The following is a 19,499-nucleotide window of genomic DNA, read 5'->3' as shown; positions in this document are numbered from 1 at the left end:
CCCGCGCGCAGTTTCGCAGCGAAGCGAGAATGTTTGAGCACGGGATGATATGTATGGGGCTCAGGCGAAAGCGGAATCCATGCGCCCCTGCGATGCGAGAATGTTTGAGCATGGAATGATATGTGTGAGAGGCGGGCGGGAGGGATACGAGCGCCCCCGCGAGAATGTTTGAGCATGGAATGATATATAGGGGCCACCCACGGGTGAGCGGACATTACAATACGCCGCTAGAACCGAAACCGCTGGCTCCTCGGTCGGTTTCGTCTAGTTCGTCTACCTCCACGAGATTGACCGTGGGAACTTCTTGGATGACGAGTTGAGCGATTCGGTCACCCTTGTTGATCTGGATTTCATTGGATGGATCCAGGTTGATAAGGATGACTTTAAGCTCACCTCGATAGTGGGCGTCTATAAGACCGGGCGTGTTGACTATAGACAGACCCTGCTTAATAGCCAGGCCACTGCGAGGCTGAACGAAGCCAGCGTATCCATCGGGCAGCGCGATCGCAAGGCCAGTAGAGACCAAGCGTCGCTCGAAGGGCTTAAGGGTACAGTCCTCATTGGCACGGAGGTCCAAACCGGCATCTGAGGGATGGGCGTATTTGGGAAGCTCGATCGTAGGGTCGAGACGCTTAATGTTGACCGTAATGTTGGACATAAAATCACCTTAGCTTGTCGAGCTCTTGCAAAAACTCATCGATGTCTTTGAAATCGCGATAGACCGAGGCAAAGCGAATGTAGGCCACCTTGTCGATCTTGGCCAAGCGCTTAAGCACCATGTCGCCCAGGTCGTGGGACGTAACAGCCGTCAGCGTACGGGAACGCAGCTCCACCTCGATGTCATCGATGAGCTCATTGAGCTTTTTCGTGTCGATGTCGCGCTTAATCGTAGCGCGCATTAAGCCGACCAGCAGCTTATTGCGATCGAACCGCTGCCTTGACCCGTCAGATTTGATGACCTCGATGGGGTCTTCGCATCGCTCGAATGTTGTGAAGCGATAGTTGCACGAACAACATTCACGACGGCGTTTAATGGTGTTATTAGATTCCTGCATACGGGAATCGACAACACGGGTATGTGCATTGCCGCATCTGGGACAGCGCATGGTACCTCCTCCAAAACGATAACAAGGGTACCATGTGCCGGTGTTTAAATCTTACGAACGCGCAGGAACTTTAAGAACGTCACCCGCATCGAGTGACCCATGCTCCAGATGATTGACACTGCGAATTATGTCAGAAGTCTCCTGCGTAGAAAGACCGTCAACGGAATGCTCCTGAGCAAGCGACCACAAGGAATCGCCAGACTGAACACGGACGGTCTCATAGGTAACGTTAGATGCCGATTCGGCATATGCGGCGTGACGAGCGCTGAAGATCGAGGTAGCAAGTACAAAGAAGAGCGTGAGCGCAACGGCCAGGGCGACAATCGTCGAGGCCTTCAGAGCAACGGGGGCCGAAGTCGTGGCGACGCACTGGCTTCGGACGGGCTTGCCAGGCAGTGTTTGAAAACCAGATCGGCCGCCTTTGACAACCGTGAAAGCCGGCGCCGCAGGCGTCTCGAGCTTAAGGGCGAGGTTTCCCTGGACCATATCCGTTGCATTCATCATGTTCTCCTCTCGCGTTTTTGACGAGAACTGTTTTATCAAGCCGCGAGGACAAAAAAGTCTAGCGCGGGAACGAGTGTTCGGTTATTATTATCTTCGAACAGTTGTTCCTGTCAAGCAAACATAGAACATTTGTTTGGGTTAGGTAGAGAGGAATCCCTGATGGCTCGCAAAATTACCAAGCGACAGCAGCAGATTTACGACTTCATCAAGGAGTATCAGCAGGAAAAGGGCTATCCGCCCAGCGTGCGTGAGATGGCTTCGGCTGTGGGTCTTTCCTCCCCTAGCACCGTACATGCACATCTCTCCGCACTGGAAGCACGCGGCCTGCTCAAACGTGACGCCACCAAGCCTCGTGCCCTAGAGCTCTTTGACGAGGATGGAGCCTCCGTCTCCATCTCAAAGTCCGATGAGCCCACGGCACCCCGCGGAACCGTATCGCTACCCCTCGTGGGCCGTGTCGCCGCAGGGATCCCCATCCTTGCCGAGCAGAATATCGAGGACACCTTTACCATCCCGACCGAGATCGCAACGGACCAGGGGTCTTTTATCCTCGAGGTCCACGGCAATTCGATGATTAACGTCGGTATCCTTAACGGCGACTATATCATCGTTCGCGAACAGAAGAGTGCCATGAATGGCGAGATCGTTGTGGCCATGATCGATGGCTCCGCAACGGTCAAAACGTTCTACAAGGAGCAGGGACGAGTTCGCTTGCAGCCCGAAAACGACACCATGGAGCCCATCTATGCGACAAATCCGACGATCCTGGGCGAGGTTGTTGGATTGATGCGCCGGTTCTCGTAATGCAAAACCGCATCACGGTCTTTGATACCATTCGCGGATTTACCATGCTGTCGATGGCAGGATTTCATGCTTGCTACGATCTTACCTATCTTTATGGTTGGGATATGCCCTGGTTTACTCAGACCATCTTCCAAGACATCTGGCGTGCCAGCATCAGTTGGGTATTTTTGTTTATTGCCGGCTGGATGTGCACCCTCTCGCGCAACAACATCAAGCGTGCCGTCAAATATGCCGCTGCCGCTTTTCTCGTATGGGTCGCGACGACGCTCGTCTCAGTCGATGACTCGGTGAACTTCGGCATCATGTTCTGCATGGCGGCCTGCACCGCCATTGTCGCGCTCGCGCGTCCGGTGATCGTTAAAGTGCCGTCGGTATGGGGTATAGCAATTTGCCTCACACTTTTTACCCTTACCTGGAGCATTCCTAAAACGGTTTATCCTATCCCCTATTTAGCTTGGCTGGGTTTCCCAGGTCCAGACTTTGTCTCTGGTGATTACTATCCAGTCATACCATTCTTATTTATGTACCTTGCAGGCTTCTTTGCCGCCCACACGACTCAGGAAGCAAACTATGAGGCGCCGGGATGGGCCTATGCGAATCCCATCCCGGCGCTCGCAAGTCTCGGGCGCCATGCGCTGCCGTTCTACCTGCTTCATCAACCGGTTATCTTGGGTGTACTGGAGCTGATTTACTCTGTTCGATAACGCTCGAGACGCGGTGCGATACGGGCTGGAAGCTTTGCCACAATACGAACGCCGTCCTCGAGGTATTCCTCGTGCAGAAGGGTTCCCTGTTCGTGCACGAGCGTGATTAACGCGCCCTCTCGATACGGGATATCGGCCGAGAGCAACACGTCCGTAGCGGCCGCCTCACGAGCGATGCGGTCGACTAAGTCATCAAGGCCCTCACCCGTCTGAGCCGAGAACAATACCGCCTCGGGATAGCGCCGGCGAAAGCTCAAGCGGTCGACGCTATCGAGCAGATCGATTTTATTGAACACGGTAAGCGTCAGGCGCTCACCGGCACCAATCTCGTCAAGGACACGATCAACCGCCTCAAGCTGACGCTCGTAATCCTCATCGGAAGCATCCACAACTTTAAGAACCAAATCGGCGCCGAGCACCTCGGAAAGCGTAGATTTAAACGCGTCGACCAGGCCATGGGGCAGCTTTTGAATAAAGCCAACGGTATCAGTGATCGTCATGCCACGGCCACCGGGTAAACGATACGAACGCGTCGTAGGATCGAGCGTGGCAAACAGCTTATCCTGCGAAAGTACCGTGGATCCTGTCAATCGATTAAGCAACGTCGACTTACCGGCATTGGTGTAGCCAGCCAACGCTACGCGAAACGCCGGCGATTCAATACGGCTTTTCGATTGCACATCACGACGTTGTTCAACCTGTTTCAATTCGCGTCGAAGAGCTGCGATCTTATCGCGAATCAGGCGACGGTCGACCTCGAGCTGGCTTTCGCCCTGGCCAAAACGCGATCCAATGCCGCCACGCGTCTGTTCCTTAGCAAGGTGGCTCCACATACCTCGCAGACGGGGCAGCAGATACTGTAACTGAGCCAGCTGCACCTGCAAGCGACCCTCACGCGTCTGGGCATGCAGGCCAAAGATATCCAAAATCAACGCCGTACGGTCAATAATCTTGACCGGTTCGCCCACGGCTTTCTCAAGATAGGACTGCTGTGAAGGAGTCAAGTCGTCGTCGAAGATTACAACATCCGCATCCATACGATGCACCAAACCGCATAGCTCCTCGACCTTACCGGAGCCGATAAACGATTTGGGATGAGGTTTGACCAGACGCTGAGACAAGCGTGCCACGCATTGGGCTCCAGCAGTGTGAGCCAAGCGCTCGAGCTCGTCGAGCGAACGGTCGAGCGGCCAGGCGTTATCGCGCCACTCAACACCAACCAAGACGGCACGCTCAGGTTCAGGCGCCGTGGGAACCAAGGGAAAACGTGCCATTAGGCAGCCTCAATACGACGGTAGATATCATCGACGACCTCATCGATCGTAAACTCATCCATATCGAACCACACGATGCGATCGTCACGCTTAAACCAGGAAAGTTGGCGCTTGGCATAGCGACGTGAGCGCATCTTAATAAGCTCGCGGGCCTCGTCCATGGTAATAGCGCCTCGCAAGGCATCAATAATCTCTTTGTAACCGATTGCCTGCATCGACGTGAGTGCATCACCTAGGCCCTGGTCCATAAGGCCACGGACCTCATCAACCAGCCCCTGCTCAAACATAAGGTCGACACGCAGGTTAATGCGCTCATACAGCACTTCACGGCTACGCGTCAGACCAAACCACAAGGCATGATAACGCTCACGTGGAACGCTGAATTTAGACTTCTGCTGGGCATACGACACACCGTCATCGTGCATCTCGAGCGCACGGATCACGCGGCGCACGTTATGAGGATGAATCACGGCAGCCGATTCCGGATCACGCTCGGCAAGCAGGGCATGCATAGCTTTCTCGCCAATACGCTCGGCAAGCTCCTGATAACCCGCGCGACGTTCGTCCTCGAGCTCTCCCGAAGGAAAATCCATTTCATCGAGTGCAGCCTTAAGATACAAGCCCGTGCCGCCGCAAAAGACCGGAAGCCGTTGCTCACCAAGCAAACGCTCGATATGCGCCCGGGCATCAGACTGATAGAGCGCAGCAGAATACGCGACGCCCGGGTCCACGATATCGACAAGACGCAGGGGCACCGAGCACTCCTCGGGCATCATCTTGGCCGTACCGATATCCATACCGCGATAGATTTGCATCGCGTCACACGATAACACTTCAGACGACAGACGAGCAGCCAGGCGGTCGGCAACATCACTCTTGCCGACCGCCGTCGGACCGACGATCGCTACGGCAGAAAGGTTTGTGCCGGGGAAAACCATTAGCGAGGCTCACCCACAACGGAGCCAGACAGATACCACGTCTTGGCGACATCCACATCGACGTCGACGATTTTGCCGATAAACTGATCGATGCTATAGCCAGCGGGAATCGGAGCATGCACTGTCTGGTTCTTAGGACTTTTACCAAGAAGGACAGCGTCGTTTTTCTTGCTCGTGCCCTCAATAAGCGCAGGCACCACGGTGTGAAGCTCGCCCTGGTTATACTCGTATGCCGTCGTCTCGATAACCTTGACCAGACGGTTAAAGCGCTCAAGGATAACCTCATGCGGGGTGGGATCATAAATCTCAGCTGCCGGGGTACCGGCGCGCTTGGAGTAAATAAACGTGTAGGCCTGGGCATAGCGCACCGTCTCGGCAAGCGAGAGCGTCTGCTCAAAGTCTTCCTCGGTCTCGCCCGGGAAGCCCACGATGATGTCGGTTGAAAGCGCAATTTCGGGCATACGGTTACGAATGCGATCGACCAGGCCCAGATAATCCTCGCGCGTGTACCGACGATTCATCTCTTTAAGGATACGCGTGGAACCCGACTGAACGGCTAGGTGAAGCTGCGGCATAACGGCAGGTGTCTCGGCCATAGCATCGATGGTCTCGGGAAGCAAATCCTTGGGGTGCGAAGAAGTAAAGAAGATACGCTCGACGCCCGTATCACCCACGGCGCGCAGCAGATCGGCAAAGCGCGGCTTGCCAAAGAGATCGCGACCGTAGGAGTTTACGTTTTGCCCCAGCAGCGTAATCTCGCGCACACCCTGACGCACCAGACCCGTCACCTCGTCGACAATCTCCTCGAAGGGGCGGCTCTTCTCGCGACCACGGACGTACGGCACGATGCAGTACGTGCAGAAGTTGTTGCAGCCCGTCATGATGGGCACCCATGCATGATACTGCGTCTCGCGATGCCACGGCATACTCATGGCGTCCGTATCTTCATGCTCATTCGTGCGGATATGGCGCTTGCCATCCATAAACGCCTCGGCGATAAGCTCCGCCACGTGCGCAATCGAATGCGTACCAAAAATAACGTTGACGTTATCGACGTTGGTGAGCAAGCCCTCGCCATCGCGCTGAGCGATGCAGCCACCCACGGCGACCACACGCTTGCCCGAAGGAGAAGGGGGAAGACTCTTGCAGGAATTGCACTGACCGTACAGGCGCGTATCGGCAGCCTCGCGCACACAGCACGTCATGAATACGACAATATCGGCATGCTCCGGATCGAGCGCCATAAGACAGCCATAGGAATCGAGCAAACCGCTCACGCGCTCGGAGTCGTGCTGATTCATCTGGCAGCCGAATGTGCGGATAAAATAGGTTTTACCGGCAAGAATATCGCGTACGAAACGCTGGTCCATGAGCTTACATCCTAACGATGATATCGACGGGGCACAAAGGTGCTACAAACGTGCGAAAACTCGCTTACGCAACAGGCTTAACGTCGTCCATGACGACATTGTCCATAGCAGCCCGATTAATCTGGTGAACGTAGATAGAGAGACGGATTGCCGTGCGAGACTCCCCGTTAATGAGGATGTCAGAGAACACCGGCGCACAAGAGACATCAAAGCCAGTAGGGATCAAAAAACCTCGCGCAATGGCAACGGCCTTTATGGCCTGGTTGACGGCGCCGGCACCGACGCACTGAATGTTGACGGGAACGCCATCTTTGACCATACCGGCAATGGCGCCGGCAACGGACGCGGGCGATGATTTGCTTGATACCTTCAGGCAATCCATGAAGAAACTCCTGCGTTTAAAAGTACGTTTTAACTGCAATAACTGTATCGTACCGAGCGGACTCGGTAAAGATGCTACTCCTCTTTGGCAAGATCGAACGTCACGGTGATGCGATCACGTGAAACGCGAATCTTAGGGTCGCCGCACAGATTGAGGTAATACCGGGCGGCGAGGTCATTGAAGTCGCGCTCAACAGCACGCGAAAACTGCGCCATGTCATCCTTGGCAATGCGAAGGCCTCGACGGTCCTTGGCAAGATCGACTGGAGCCGGCAAATGCGAGGTGGAATCGCGCTCGCGAAGCAGACGCGCGCACACACCGCGAACGGGCTTAATCTGTCCCGAAAGAATACGGTGGGCAGTACGCTCGGACATCTCGAGACCCAGCCCGGAGCAAATCCGGATAAAGTCCTCGGCATCCGAGGCAAGACCTAAACGATCGATAACCGGAAGCTCACACTCGTCATCGATAAAGAGCAGGCGTGACGTATCGAGACGACTGGAAGCCTGGGCGTACAGGGTCGCAGCGATCTCGGACGGAGAGCCCAGATACACGTCGCAGTCGCGCAGCTCCTCAAGGGCAAACTCGCAGGCTGCGCGAATGATGTTGTGAGGACCACGAGCGCATACATAGCGGCCGTCTTCGTCTTTAACCGCCTGAGGCCAGCTCGACTGGTCGGCGCGCTCGCCTAAGCGATCGGTGTCAACGCAAACCTTAAACGCTGAGCCCAAATCGACGCCCGATGTAACAACGCGTGCCTCATCGGTGTTCTGCTTGATAGAGAACAGCGCCATACCACGACCGTGAACACCCCAACGGTCCATCTTCATGCTCTCGAGCTTGGAGGTGACACGGGCATCGAAGATACGCTCCTGCATATCCTGCGGCACACCCGAACCGTTATCCAGGAAGAGGAGGGTACGAACACCCTCCTCCTTGGTCGTGGCTAGATAGACCTTATCGGCTCCGGCATCGCGAGCATTACGCAGCATCTCGATGACAATGTCCTCTACATGCTGAATGTCATGCTTGGCCTGACGGCGCTCGGCCTCCGAAACGCGGAGGCGGACATACCCCTCGCCAAGGTTTTCCTCGACGCGAAGGTTGCCCTCCCCCGACATCGACGCGATAAATGAGATGAGCTCGTTCGCGTCGTTCATGTTATTTAGCGATATCGACGGCACGGCTCTCGCGAATCACGACAACGCGCACCTGACCGGGATACTCCATCTCTTCCTCGATCTGATGGGCGATATCGTGCGCAAGCACCGTGGACTGGGCATCGGAAATCTTGTCCGGCTGAACCATGACATGGACCTCGCGACCGGCCTGCATAGCATAGGTACGCTCGACGCCGTCATGAGAGTTGGCAATCTCCTCGAGCTTCTCAAGGCGCTTGATGTAGCTCTCGGCCGACTCGCGACGGGCGCCGGGACGAGATGCGGAAACAGCATCGGCAGCCTGGACCAGAACGTCGAGCACCGTGTTGGGGTCGACATCGGCATGATGGGCCTCGATTGCGTGGACGATAACGGGCTTCTCGCCATAACGGCGGGCAAGCTCGGCGCCAATCACAGCATGCGGACCCTCAACGTCGTGATCGATGGCCTTGCCCAGGTCATGCAGAAGACCCGCGCGCTTGGCGGTCACAACATCCAGACCAAGCTCGGAGGCCATGATGCCGCACAGGTCGGAGACCTCAAGCGAGTGCTGTAGCACGTTCTGACCAAACGAGGTGCGGTAGCGCAGAGCGCCCAGGGTTTTGACGATCTCGGGATGCAGGTCGTGGATACCGGTATCGAAGGCAGCCTGCTCGCCGGCTTCGAGCACACGATGCTGAACCAAGTCAGCGGCCTTGTGGTACATCTCCTCGATGCGGGCGGGGTGAATACGACCGTCGGCAATGAGGTTCTCGAGCGCCACGCGGGCGGTCTCACGACGGACCGGATCAAAGCTCGAAAGCACGACAGTCTCGGGGGTGTCGTCGATCACAAGGTTGACGCCGGAAACCTGCTCGAAAGTACGGATGTTACGACCCTCGCGACCGATGATGCGTCCCTTAAGGTCATCGGAGGGAATATGAACGGACGTGACGGTGACCTCGGCGGTATGGTCGGCGGCACAGCGCTGGATCGCCAGGGAGAGAATCTCCTGAGCGGTCTTGTGGCACTCGGCGCGGACCTGTTGCTCGGACTCACGGATAATGGTGGCCGCCTCATGGGTAACCTCGCCGCGGACCTTGTCGAGCAGCTCCTTGTGAGCATCCTCGCGCGTAAGGTCGGCAATACGCTCGAGCTCTGAGGTCTGCTTGGCGCAAAGCTCCTCAAGTTCGCGAGAGCGCTTCTCGACCTGACCGGCCTGGCTGGACAGCTGATGCTCGCGCTTATCGAGCGCATCGTTGCGTCGGTCGAGCGATTCCTCGCGCTGCATCACGCGATTTTCGAGCGCGCGAATCTCGCTCTTACGCTGCTTGTCCTCGGCCTCGGCGGCCTGTTTGTTCTTGATGATCTCTTCCTTAGCCTCGAGCAGAGCCTCTTTTTTGAGGGTCTCGGCCTGACGCTTAGCATCACCGATCAGGGACTCTGCCTGCGCGTGTGCCGACTGAATCTTTTCTTCGGCCTCGTGAAGACTACCCTGCTTGGCGGTGCGCATGTAGGCAATGGCGACGATGGCACCCAAAACAATGCCAACGAGCGCTGCAATGATAGGCGGCATGCTCACTCCTTTTTATGGATTCGTTACACAACAAAGCGAACCGTCCATACGAACGGCTCGCGACATTTGAGTAATATGGGCGCAGCTTATGCGGGTCGGATACAGATAAACATATAAACAAACTCATCGCAGATGAGCACATATCACAATGCAAATGACAATAATTATCCTACGTTGAACCGCAACAACTGTCAAATTAACGCACCCAGCACGGCGCCTATCGAGCGGTGAACGGCAGGGGCGTAACGCGCGCAGGCTTAAACGTCGCATTTCTCGCTTAAGGCATCGAGGCGCGCCTTAACGGCATCGGCGGCAATGTGATAGGAAAAGCCCTTGCCCATCAAAAATCTGACGAGCTTTTCGAATGCACGTGCCTCGGGAACGCGACGCTTAGCGAGCAAAGCCGATGCGCGAGCCAAGTCGTCATCCTCGGCAAAATAAGCCTCGGGATACCCTGGAATCTCATCAAGTGCAACATGGCGACGCTTGAGTTCAGTCTCGATTTTGCGCTGTCCCCAACCACGACGCTTACGCTCCTCGATAAAGTACGAGCAAAAGCGGTTCTCATCTAAAAAACGATACTCGATGGCACGATTGACGGCAAAGTCGATCGCGGGCTGTCGAAAGCCATAGCGCGCCAACTTATCGCGCACCTCGCCCGTAGCATGATCGCGACGCGAAAGCATCTCGGTCACCATGGTGAGCGCACATTTGCATTCGATAAGCTTCACCGCCTCGCGAAAGTCATCCCAGTCGCAGGGAAGATCGAGGCGGTTCTGAACGTACACACGTGCCACACGCACGGGAATCCAAATGGACCGTTCAAAACCGCCCTCCAGATCGCAATCGATATGTGCACAGGGCTTTTTAGACGCATAACCGCTCGAGAACGAGGAGGCCGTCTTCTTATCCGGAAAAACGACCCGAGCCTCGGTCACCGTATACGACATGTCGGCATCCGTTACTCGTCGTCATCGTCGAGCATCGCGGAGCCATCGATGGCATACAGCTCATCAAACTCCTCGGGGGCGGGCTGATCGGTCAACTCAACCTCGGAGGGGGCATCATCGTCATACTCAAGACCGCAGGCGAGGCGAACCTTGTGCTCGATCTCGTCGGCGCAATCGGGATGCTCGCGCAGGAACGTCTTAGCGGCCTCGCGACCGTTGCCGAGTTTGTCCTCACCATAGGCAAACCAAGACCCCATCTTTTTGCATATGCCGCACTCGACAGCCATATCCAGAATCGAGCCCTCTTTAGAAATGCCGGTGCCATACATGATGTCAAATTCGGCCGAGCGGAACGGAGCAGCCACCTTGTTCTTAACGACCTTGGCACGTACGCGATTGCCGATAACCTCGTCCTTGAGCTTGATGGTATCGATTTTGCGAATATCGATACGCACGGAAGAGAAGAACTTGAGTGCGCGGCCGCCTGTGGTGGTCTCGGGGTTGCCGAACATGACGCCGATCTTCTCGCGCAATTGGTTAATGAAGATGCAGGTTGTGTTGGACTTGGCAAGCGAGCCGGCGAGCTTGCGGAGCGCCTGACTCATCAAGCGAGCCTGCAGACCCACCGTCGTGTCACCGATCTCGCCCTCGATTTCTGCACGTGGAGTCAAAGCGGCAACAGAGTCGACGACGATGGCGTCGATGGCACCGGAACGCACAAGCATGTCAACGATCTCGAGCGCCTGTTCACCCGTATCGGGCTGGGAAATCAGCACCTCGTCGATATCGACGCCGATGCGCGCGGCGTAGGTGGGATCAAGCGCATGCTCAGCGTCGATAAAAGCCACGACACCGCCCATGGCCTGCGCCTCTGCAAGAATCTCGAGCGAAAGCGTTGTCTTACCGGAGGACTCGGGGCCATAAATCTCAACGATACGGCCGCGCGGCACGCCGCCGATACCCAAGGCGGCATCGAGCGCCAGAGAGCCCGTCGGAATAGCCTCGACCTCGAGCTCGGGACCGCCGTCGCCATACCTCATAATAGAACCCTGGCCGAACTTCTTCTCGATCTCGGCCTTGGTAGTGGCGATCATCTCGTCGCGCTCTTTACCCGTCGTGCGCGTATGAACGGTACGTACGGGACCTGAATTCTTGGCCATGAATAGCCCTCCTCTTAACAACCTGAATCGATGATAAACGAACGGCTGTTCGTGGTCAACCGTTCAGGTTCATCATATGCACCCGTCCATTCCAAAACCCGACCAAACGCCGACCAATCACCGACCAAACGCTTGACCATGCCAATCGCAAATACGAGTGCTCGTACAAATTTAAGACATGTGCCAGCGCAAGCGCATTCCTTGCCAAAGGTCCCTATCTCCACAATTAAGGGGCCCTAAGGCCCCTTAAAACACGTCTATTCCATGGAATTGAGCACGCGGACAATGCGTTCCAAAGCCTCAGCGACCGCATAGGCACGGACGCACGACCGATCACCCTCGTACTGACAGCGCGCAGACTCAACGACCGTCGCTCCCCCATCGGCCGCACGATACGCCCAGCCGATATAGAACGTGCCGGCGGGGTCTTGCTCGGTACCGCCGCCGGGCCCAGCGTAGCCCGTTGCGCTCACGGCGACATCGCTCTGATAGAGGTCCAGCGAGCCCGCGGCCATCTCACGCGCCGTCTGATGCGACACGGCGCTAAACCGATCGAGCGTTTCCCGCTCGACGCCGAGCACGCGATGTTTAATCTCATCGCAGTAGGTCACCGCACCGCCACGAAGCACCGCCGAGGCACCCGGGATATCGGCAATCGTCGAGGCGATCATGCCCGCCGTCAGCGACTCCGCCGTCGACACCGTCACGCCACGGGCACTCGCGCGCTCGACAATATCGCGTGCCAGCTCCTCGTTGTTTGCGGCGATCTGCAAATAAGGCTCCGTCATACCCACCAGGACCTAGACCGAAAAGACGATCTTACGGCAGTTCCAGAAGTACTGGGCACCCGAGATAATGGTCAAAATGACGGCGATGACGTACAGGAAGCGCGACACCGAATAGACACCGAGCAGCAGCGACGCCGGACCCAGCTGAAGACCGGCCATCGCAAAGACGCACAGATAGCCACAGATGGAGACCATCGTGGTCGCCGTCTTGTACTTGCCGAGCTTATCGGCGGCAACGACCACACCGGCAGCACTCGCGACCATGCGAAGTGCGCTCACCAACAGCTCGCGGAACAGGATAATGAACACGGACCACACGGTCACCGCGCCAAAATCCAAGAACAGCAGCAAGGCCGAGAACACCAGCAACTTGTCGGCGATGGGGTCCAAGAACTTGCCGAAATCGGTGATCTCGTTGCGTGAGCGCGCCAGATAGCCGTCGACCTTATCGGTGCACGACAGGATCACATACAGAATGAAGGCAGCAGCGGCGAGCGGGCCGTCGAAGGTGCTCCAGTCCGTACAGGCAACGCTCGCGTGAGACAGGGCCGAGACGATCATAAACACCGGAATAAAGACGATGCGAACGCACGTCACGATGTTGGCGGGCGTCCAAACGCTCGTCAGTTCCTTATTGCTCTCGTTTGCCACGACGCTCTCCTACTCCACAACATGGCCGATAAGCTCATAGCAGAAGCTATCGGTAAACTCGACGGTCAAAATATCGCCCACGGACGCCTCGCTGGCGTCCAGATGCACCGCGCCATCGGAATCGGGCGCCTGGAACCAGGCATGACCGATCAGCTCGGCGCCGTCCTCGGTCTCCTCGATACCGTCGACGATTACCTGGGCGCGCTCGCCCACATGGGCTGCCGTGGCGGCAAAACCCAGCGACTCGGCCAGATCCATGGCCTCCTGGGCGCGCTCGAGCTTGACCTCCTCATCGACCTGGCCCTCCATATTGGCGGCCAGGCTGCCCTCCTCCCGCGAGTAGGCAAAGACGCTCGTATAGTCAAAGCCGACGGTGTCCATAAAGTCGATAAGATCACGGAACTCGTCGTCGGTCTCGGTCGGAAAGCCGACCATGGCCGTGGAGCGAATCACGATGCCGGGGATACGATCACGAAGATCGCGGAACAGTTCCTCGAGCTCCTGACGCGAACCGGAGCGACGCATGGCCTTGAGGATGCGAGCGTCGCAGTGCTGCACGGGGATATCGATATACGGCAATACCTCGGGCGTATCGCGAATCGTCTCGATAAGCTCGTCGGTCATGCCCTCGGGCTGCAGATAGAGCACACGAACCCAGACGTTGTGCGGGCGCACAGCCTCGGCGACGGCGCGCAGCAGCTGCGCCAGATTGCGCGGTGAGGCCTCGGCGGCGTCCTCATCGGCAAAGTCGGTGCCCCAAATGCCCGTGTCCTGGCCGATCAGCACGATCTCGCGCACACCGCCGGCAACCAGGTCGCGCACCTCGGAGATAATGCTTTCGGCATTGCGCGAATGATAGCGACCGCGAATGTAGGGAATCATGCAGAAGCTGCAAAAACGATTGCAACCATCGGAGATCTTGACGTAGGCGACAGAGCCCTCGACGGTACGCTTGACCTGCGGGATATAGGCAGCGATTTCACGCTCCACACCAAGAACGCCATCGATGACAGAGACGATACCGTCTTCCTCATCGGCCTTCACAAATGCCGCGACCTCGGGCAGCTCGTCGGGCAGGTCGTCGCCGTAACGAGACGGCACGCAACCGCACATGACAATGGGGCAGGAGCGAACGCCGTCCTGCACCTCGTTAGCGAGCTCGAGCGTGGTCTCGATGCTCTCAGACGTCGCCGAGGTAAGAAACGAGCACGTATTGACAATGGCGATATCGGCATCCTGAGGATCGAATGCCTCCTCGTAGCCCGCAGCGGTCAGCAGCGAACGCATGCGGTCGGTATCGACCTCGTTCTTGGCGCAGCCAAGCGTGATATAGAGTACGGAACCCAACGGAGTATCCATGTTGGAGAGCGGTCCTTTCGAGTAAATTAGCGGTAGTTGGTAAACTGCAGCGGCTGGCCGTAGTCCTGGTCGCGCAGGAACTGAATCACCGTCTGTAAAGCGTCCTTAGAAGCCGAGGAAACGCGCAGCTTATCGGCCTCGATGGTCACCTTGACCTTAAGCTTTTGATCCTTGATGTCTTTATTGATCTTCTTTGCGGTCGCCTGGTCGATGCCCTCGACGATATGACCGAGCACGCGCACGGTACCGCCCGAAGCCGCCTGCGGGGTGTCCCAAGAGACAGCCTTGAGGTCGATACCGCGCTTGATGAGCTTGGAGCTCAAAACATCGATGATCTGCTTGGAGACAAAATCGGCCGGAGCGTTAATCGTAAAGAGCTTGTCGCCCTTCGAAAGCTCGATGGTGGCGCCGGAGTCTTTAAGGTCATAGCGCTGGGAAATCTCGCGGGCGGTCTGCTGGAAGGCGTTATCGACCTCCTGCATGTTAACCTCGGACACAACGTCAAAGCTGGAATCTTTAGCCATGGTTCTTCCTTTCGGTACGGGGAGCCTTAGTAGCTGTCGTACGAATAGTCATCTGTATCGTTCACTGTCTGGCCGTCGGATGCCGTGTCGGTGCCGACGGTAGACTGGGCATCGGTGCCGTCGGCATTATCGGTACCGTCGGCATTATCGCCGTTCGCGGAGTCAGCGTTCTCCTTCTTGGGAACGGTAATGGTCACGCGCGCCACACCCGATGTCTTGGTGTCATAGCGAACCTTTTCACCATTCTTGGTGACCGTAACATCGGAGGGCTTGGACGTGGTGATCTCAATCGAGGACTCGGGCGTGTACTCCTGCTCAAAAGGACCGGTCGCTTGAGCGCCATAGACCGATTTACCGTCGACCTTGACCTCGATCCAGGCGGTCTTGCCCTTGGCAACAGAGACCTTGACCTTGGTGACCTCGTCCTCTTCCGTTTTGACCGTCGCCTTGGCGGCATCGGAACCGGCCGCATCCGTCGCCTCGTCGGCGTCTTCGTCCTCGTCAGTGGATTCGGTCTTCTTGGAAGAGTTCTTAGTTGTCGTCTTGGTAGCCACGGGTGTCTCGGGCGTCGACTCGGGTGCAGCAGAGCCGCAACCACGCAGGAGTACCACGATGAGCAAAATCAACAGCAGCACCACGGCACCGATGCCGACGTACATAATGCGCGGATCGATCGTGTTGTATTGAGAGGCGCGCCCAACGCCGCGTCCGCGATTGGAGCTACCACGACCATTACCCTGCGGTATGCGGCCGCGACCGCTATCGGGACGACCACGATAGCTACTCTGGCGCTGCGAACCCCGCTGGCCCGGTCGCGGCGCAAGCTCGCCACGGCCCTGATAGCCGCGCTGGCCATAGGGCTGGGATTGCGAACGGAGGCGCGGCGTCACCTGCGTGGTATCGGCGTCGGAATAGCCATCGCGGGAACGCCCGGCGGATACTCCGCGATAGCTACGACCGGAGTATCCGCCGTCGCCGTAACCGGCGCGAGGATCGCGACTCAACCCACGAGCGGCGGGAAGCGCACGGTCATCTGGCAGGGGCGTACTGCGAAAACGATCTCGCTGAGAACGAATTTCCTCGCTGGAGCCCGTCTCGGTGATATAGCCCGCCTGCGGAGGGCGCTGGCCGTACCGTGTCGTACGACCACCCTGAACCATCAAAAAACGACCGTTATCGACCGAAGAACGCGAGTTAACGTAGCCGGCAGCATCCTGAAAACGACCGCCCTGCTGCGAGGTATCGCGTTCATATGCCATGAGGTCGTCAAAATAAGCGTTGACGACCTCGCGCGGGTTAAGCCCCAAAAAGCGAGCGTAGCTCGAAATCATGCCCTGCGCATAGCCACGCGGGGGCATCGATGCAAAGTTACCAGTCTCGAAAAACTCGATGATCTGCGGCCTGATTTTGATGGTGTTGGCGACCTGCTGGATGGAAAGGCCCATCCGGCGACGCTGCTCGAGCAGCATGTCACCAAAGCGTGCAGCCATCAGAATCCTCCAAACTCACGATCTTCACGTACCATCTCGGCGTCGACAGACTCCAGCGCGGCAAGCCCTTCGTCATCCAGCAGGACCTCGCGCGGCTTGGAACCGTCGGGCGGGCCGACGACGCCCTTTTCTTCCAGCATGTCCATAATACGCCCGGCGCGCGCATAGCCAACCTTGAGGCGGCGTTGCAGGCCAGATGTGGAGCCCAGCTGCGATTCCACCACAATATGGGCGGCCTCCCAGATAAGCGGGTCGTCATCCTGCGGCTCGGCAACGCCCGTGCGAACAATGCCGCCACCAGCCATGGACATGGAAGCAGGCGCCACGGCAGACAGAATCTCCTCGTGGTAGTCGGGCTCGCTTTGCGACTTAACGAACTCGACGATCTCGTTGATCTCGTCATCCGAGACAAAACAGCCCTGGATACGGCGGGGCTTGCCCCAGTCGACCTTGGAGAACAGCATGTCGCCCAAACCGGTGAGCTTTTCGGCGCCCATCTGGTCGATAATGACGCGGGAATCGATGCCCGTGGCCACGTTAAAGGCGATACGATTGGTGATGTTGGCCTTGATGAGGCCCGTCACCACGTTGGAGCTGGGGCGCTGCGTAGCCACGATAAGGTGAATACCGGCGGCACGGCCCAGCTGGGCGATACGAACGATCGAGGCCTCGACATCCTTGCCGGCAACCATCATCAGGTCCGATAGCTCGTCGATGATAATGACCAGATAGGGCATCTTTTGCGGCGGGTTATCGTAGTGTTCGAACTCGCCGGCGGCCTGCTTTTCGTTATACGTCGAGATCTTGCGAACGTTGAGGCGCTCGAAGACCTTCAGGCGACGCTCCATCTCGGAAACAGCCCATTGCAAGGCACTCGCAGCCTGCTTGGGTTCGGTCACCACGGGCACATAGAGATGGGGCAGGCCGTTATAGCCGGCAAGCTCAACGCGCTTGGGGTCGACCATGATCAAGCGAACGTCCTCGGGAAGCGCGCGCATGAGCAGGGTCGTGATGATGGAGTTGATCATGACCGACTTACCGGAACCGGTGGTACCAGCAATAAGCAGGTGGGGCATCTTGGCGAGGTCGGCGACAACCGGCGTGCCCTCGGCATCGCGGCCGATGGCCAGCTCGAGCGGACCGCCCTTCACATAGGGAAGCACGTCGCCCAGGTTAACGTTCTGGCGCTTGCGATTGGGAATCTCGATACCCACAAGCGAGGTGCCGGGAATCGGCGCAAAGATACGCACCGACTGGGCGGCAAGCGAAAGCGCGATATCGTCCTCGAGGCTCGAAATCTTGCTCACGCGCTCGCCCTCGCCGGGCTGCAGCTTAAAGGTCGTCACCGTGGGACCGGCAATCCAGCCGACGACGCGAGCGCTACGGCCAAACTCCAGCAACGTGGACTGCAGCGACTCGGCCGTCTGCTCCAACTCCTTGTCAGAAGACGCGGCGGACACCGACTGCGGGTTGGCGTGCAGGATTTCGAGCGGCGGGAGTTTGAGGCCATCCTCTTGCTCGCCCTCGACATCGGCAGCAGTGCCGTCAGCTCCCCCATCGCCGGCTGCAACAGGAGCAGCGGAAGCCGTTGGGGTGGAGGCGTCGGCAACCTTGGGATGCTTCAGGAAATCAGGGATCTGCGGGGCAGCAGACACGGGGTTCACGGCAAACGGCGGCTCGGACTCGTCGACCTTGTCCGGGTCGTCTTCCATCGAAAGCTGTCCGGTGACCTGTCCGCGCCTGTCTTGGCGACGCGGCAGCAAAGTTGTCTTGGCGGTCTCGAGCGGACACTCGTCATCCTCGTCATCGCCCGCGGTGAGTTCGATTTCGCTATCGGACCAAGACGGGTCGGGCTCACTCGTGTTGAGCTTGGGCGCGGACTTGCCATGCTTGGCATGGCGACGCGGCAGCAGCGTAGTCTTGGCGCGCTCGGCCTCCACGGCCTCGGACACGTCGACAAACGGATCATCGTCCTCGTCGTCATCGTCCAGAACAGGGTCCGCATCATTGCCCATCACCGTGGTCACGGCCATATCGGAGCCCTTCTGACGAAGAACGCTCAGGTGCGGACGGGCGATGCCGGGAACCGACAGGGCCTCTTCGTCGCCCCACGGGCTCGCATTGACATCGGCACGACGGCGCTCGGCGAAATCGGCAGCGCGATCTCGCGCAGAGCGCAAAACGCCACCCACCGAAAAGCCGATGATGACAAAGCCAACGATGGCCAAGCCCACCAGGACCACCATCGCGATAGGTTTACCCAGCGCATTCTGCAGCGCACTCGCAATAAACGCACCGATATAGCCGCCCGAGGCGGATAGGTTTTGCGGCACAAACATGAGGTCGCACGAATCGCTCGTGCCCGGCACCATCAACGAAAGAATGGAGACGACGGCGATAAAGACAACGGCGCCACCCGCGACCGAGCGAATGTTGAGCGGCGAGTCCTCACCTAAAAAGAGCGTAGCGGCAAACAGCAAAATGACGATCGGCAGCACGTAGGCGCCCAGGCCAAAGCCAAGATGGTAGAAACCGGCAACCACTGCCGTCACGGGTGCCGTTGCCGGAGAAATCACGGCAATGAAAGACGCAATCGCCAAAACGGCAATGACCACGCCGGCGATATCGCGGTTGGCCGAAGGCTCGACCAGGGGCTCAACATCGTCGAACTCGGCCTCGTGGCCCTTATTGGCACGAAGATGGGAACCGGCACCCTTAGCAGATGCCGGTTGGTTGTTGGCTTTATTGCCTTTGGCGTTTTGTGCAGATCCGCGCGCCAA

Annotated in this window: 19 protein-coding genes; 2 read left to right on the top strand and 17 right to left on the bottom strand. The window is 57.7% G+C overall.

Features of this window, described 5'->3' with window-relative positions; all coding sequences use genetic code 11:
* Positions 1-214 precede the first annotated feature (214 nt).
* The 3 genes from dut to ACTQ0H_RS03615 are packed head-to-tail and all read right to left on the bottom strand — an operon-like array spanning position 215 to position 1,610.
* The gene (dut, locus tag ACTQ0H_RS03625) at positions 215-658 is read right to left on the bottom strand and encodes a dUTP diphosphatase (protein WP_441535814.1); all 444 of its coding nucleotides are present in this window, start codon (positions 656-658) and stop codon (positions 215-217) included.
* A gap of 4 nt (positions 659-662) precedes the next feature.
* Positions 663-1,106, bottom strand: coding sequence for a transcriptional regulator NrdR (gene nrdR, locus ACTQ0H_RS03620; RefSeq protein WP_427717459.1), 444 nt, complete (start codon positions 1,104-1,106; stop codon positions 663-665).
* 51 nt (positions 1,107-1,157) lie between these two features.
* Positions 1,158-1,610: a LysM peptidoglycan-binding domain-containing protein gene (locus tag ACTQ0H_RS03615; RefSeq protein WP_441547826.1), complete on the bottom strand. Its 453-nt coding sequence runs from the start codon at positions 1,608-1,610 to the stop codon at positions 1,158-1,160.
* Between the two features lie 159 nt (positions 1,611-1,769).
* Between ACTQ0H_RS03615 and lexA the strand changes: the two genes are divergently transcribed.
* On the top strand, positions 1,770-2,414 hold the full coding sequence (lexA, locus tag ACTQ0H_RS03610; RefSeq protein ID WP_441547825.1) for a transcriptional repressor LexA: 645 nt from the start codon (positions 1,770-1,772) through the stop codon (positions 2,412-2,414).
* Complete coding sequence (locus ACTQ0H_RS03605) at positions 2,414-3,118, top strand: heparan-alpha-glucosaminide N-acetyltransferase (RefSeq protein ID WP_441547824.1); 705 nt, start codon at positions 2,414-2,416, stop codon at positions 3,116-3,118. The genes lexA and ACTQ0H_RS03605 overlap by 1 nt, the downstream gene beginning before the upstream one ends.
* Here ACTQ0H_RS03605 and hflX read toward each other — a convergent pair.
* The 14 genes from hflX to ACTQ0H_RS03535 form a co-directional block, all read right to left on the bottom strand.
* Positions 3,103-4,392, bottom strand: coding sequence for a GTPase HflX (gene hflX / locus ACTQ0H_RS03600; protein ID WP_441535811.1), 1,290 nt, complete (start codon positions 4,390-4,392; stop codon positions 3,103-3,105). The two genes, ACTQ0H_RS03605 and hflX, sit on opposite strands and share 16 nt — an antisense overlap.
* Complete coding sequence (miaA, locus tag ACTQ0H_RS03595; protein ID WP_441535810.1) at positions 4,392-5,330, bottom strand: tRNA (adenosine(37)-N6)-dimethylallyltransferase MiaA; 939 nt, start codon at positions 5,328-5,330, stop codon at positions 4,392-4,394. The genes hflX and miaA overlap by 1 nt, the downstream gene beginning before the upstream one ends.
* Positions 5,330-6,700, bottom strand: coding sequence for a tRNA (N6-isopentenyl adenosine(37)-C2)-methylthiotransferase MiaB (gene miaB / locus ACTQ0H_RS03590; protein ID WP_441535808.1), 1,371 nt, complete (start codon positions 6,698-6,700; stop codon positions 5,330-5,332). The genes miaA and miaB overlap by 1 nt, the downstream gene beginning before the upstream one ends.
* A 64-nt stretch (positions 6,701-6,764) precedes the next feature.
* Positions 6,765-7,082 (bottom strand): stage V sporulation protein S, encoded by a 318-nt coding sequence (locus ACTQ0H_RS03585; protein ID WP_118079896.1) that lies wholly within the window; start codon positions 7,080-7,082, stop codon positions 6,765-6,767.
* A gap of 74 nt (positions 7,083-7,156) precedes the next feature.
* Positions 7,157-8,242 carry an ATP-binding protein gene (locus ACTQ0H_RS03580; RefSeq protein WP_441535806.1) on the bottom strand — a complete coding sequence of 362 codons (1,086 nt, stop codon included), beginning with the start codon at positions 8,240-8,242 and terminating at the stop codon, positions 7,157-7,159.
* A gap of 1 nt (position 8,243) precedes the next feature.
* Positions 8,244-9,797 carry a ribonuclease Y gene (gene rny / locus ACTQ0H_RS03575; protein ID WP_441547823.1) on the bottom strand — a complete coding sequence of 518 codons (1,554 nt, stop codon included), beginning with the start codon at positions 9,795-9,797 and terminating at the stop codon, positions 8,244-8,246.
* A 257-nt stretch (positions 9,798-10,054) separates the two neighbouring features.
* Entirely contained in the window at positions 10,055-10,747 is a 693-nt protein-coding gene (locus tag ACTQ0H_RS03570) for a regulatory protein RecX (RefSeq protein ID WP_427793484.1), read from the bottom strand.
* An 11-nt stretch (positions 10,748-10,758) separates the two neighbouring features.
* On the bottom strand, positions 10,759-11,907 hold the full coding sequence (recA, locus tag ACTQ0H_RS03565; RefSeq protein ID WP_154516331.1) for a recombinase RecA: 1,149 nt from the start codon (positions 11,905-11,907) through the stop codon (positions 10,759-10,761).
* A gap of 257 nt (positions 11,908-12,164) precedes the next feature.
* Positions 12,165-12,680, bottom strand: a complete 516-nt coding sequence (locus ACTQ0H_RS03560) for a CinA family protein (RefSeq protein ID WP_441547822.1) — start codon at positions 12,678-12,680, stop codon at positions 12,165-12,167.
* Positions 12,681-12,707: 27 nt separating this feature from the next.
* A complete protein-coding gene (gene pgsA / locus ACTQ0H_RS03555; RefSeq protein WP_441041356.1) occupies positions 12,708-13,256 on the bottom strand; it encodes a CDP-diacylglycerol--glycerol-3-phosphate 3-phosphatidyltransferase in 549 nt (182 codons plus the stop codon).
* A 99-nt stretch (positions 13,257-13,355) separates the two neighbouring features.
* Positions 13,356-14,705, bottom strand: a complete 1,350-nt coding sequence (gene rimO / locus ACTQ0H_RS03550; protein ID WP_441547821.1) for a 30S ribosomal protein S12 methylthiotransferase RimO — start codon at positions 14,703-14,705, stop codon at positions 13,356-13,358.
* A 26-nt stretch (positions 14,706-14,731) separates the two neighbouring features.
* Positions 14,732-15,229 (bottom strand): YajQ family cyclic di-GMP-binding protein, encoded by a 498-nt coding sequence (locus ACTQ0H_RS03545; protein WP_154516322.1) that lies wholly within the window; start codon positions 15,227-15,229, stop codon positions 14,732-14,734.
* Between the two features lie 26 nt (positions 15,230-15,255).
* Positions 15,256-16,719 carry a RodZ domain-containing protein gene (locus ACTQ0H_RS03540; protein ID WP_441547820.1) on the bottom strand — a complete coding sequence of 488 codons (1,464 nt, stop codon included), beginning with the start codon at positions 16,717-16,719 and terminating at the stop codon, positions 15,256-15,258.
* Positions 16,719-19,499, bottom strand: coding sequence for a DNA translocase FtsK 4TM domain-containing protein (locus ACTQ0H_RS03535; protein ID WP_441547819.1), 2,781 nt, complete (start codon positions 19,497-19,499; stop codon positions 16,719-16,721). The genes ACTQ0H_RS03540 and ACTQ0H_RS03535 overlap by 1 nt, the downstream gene beginning before the upstream one ends.

The sequence above is a fragment of the Collinsella sp. LCP21S3_A3 genome (assembly GCF_052118905.1).
Classification (GTDB): Bacteria; Actinomycetota; Coriobacteriia; order Coriobacteriales; family Coriobacteriaceae; genus Collinsella.
This window is presented reverse-complemented; position numbering and strand designations above follow the sequence as displayed.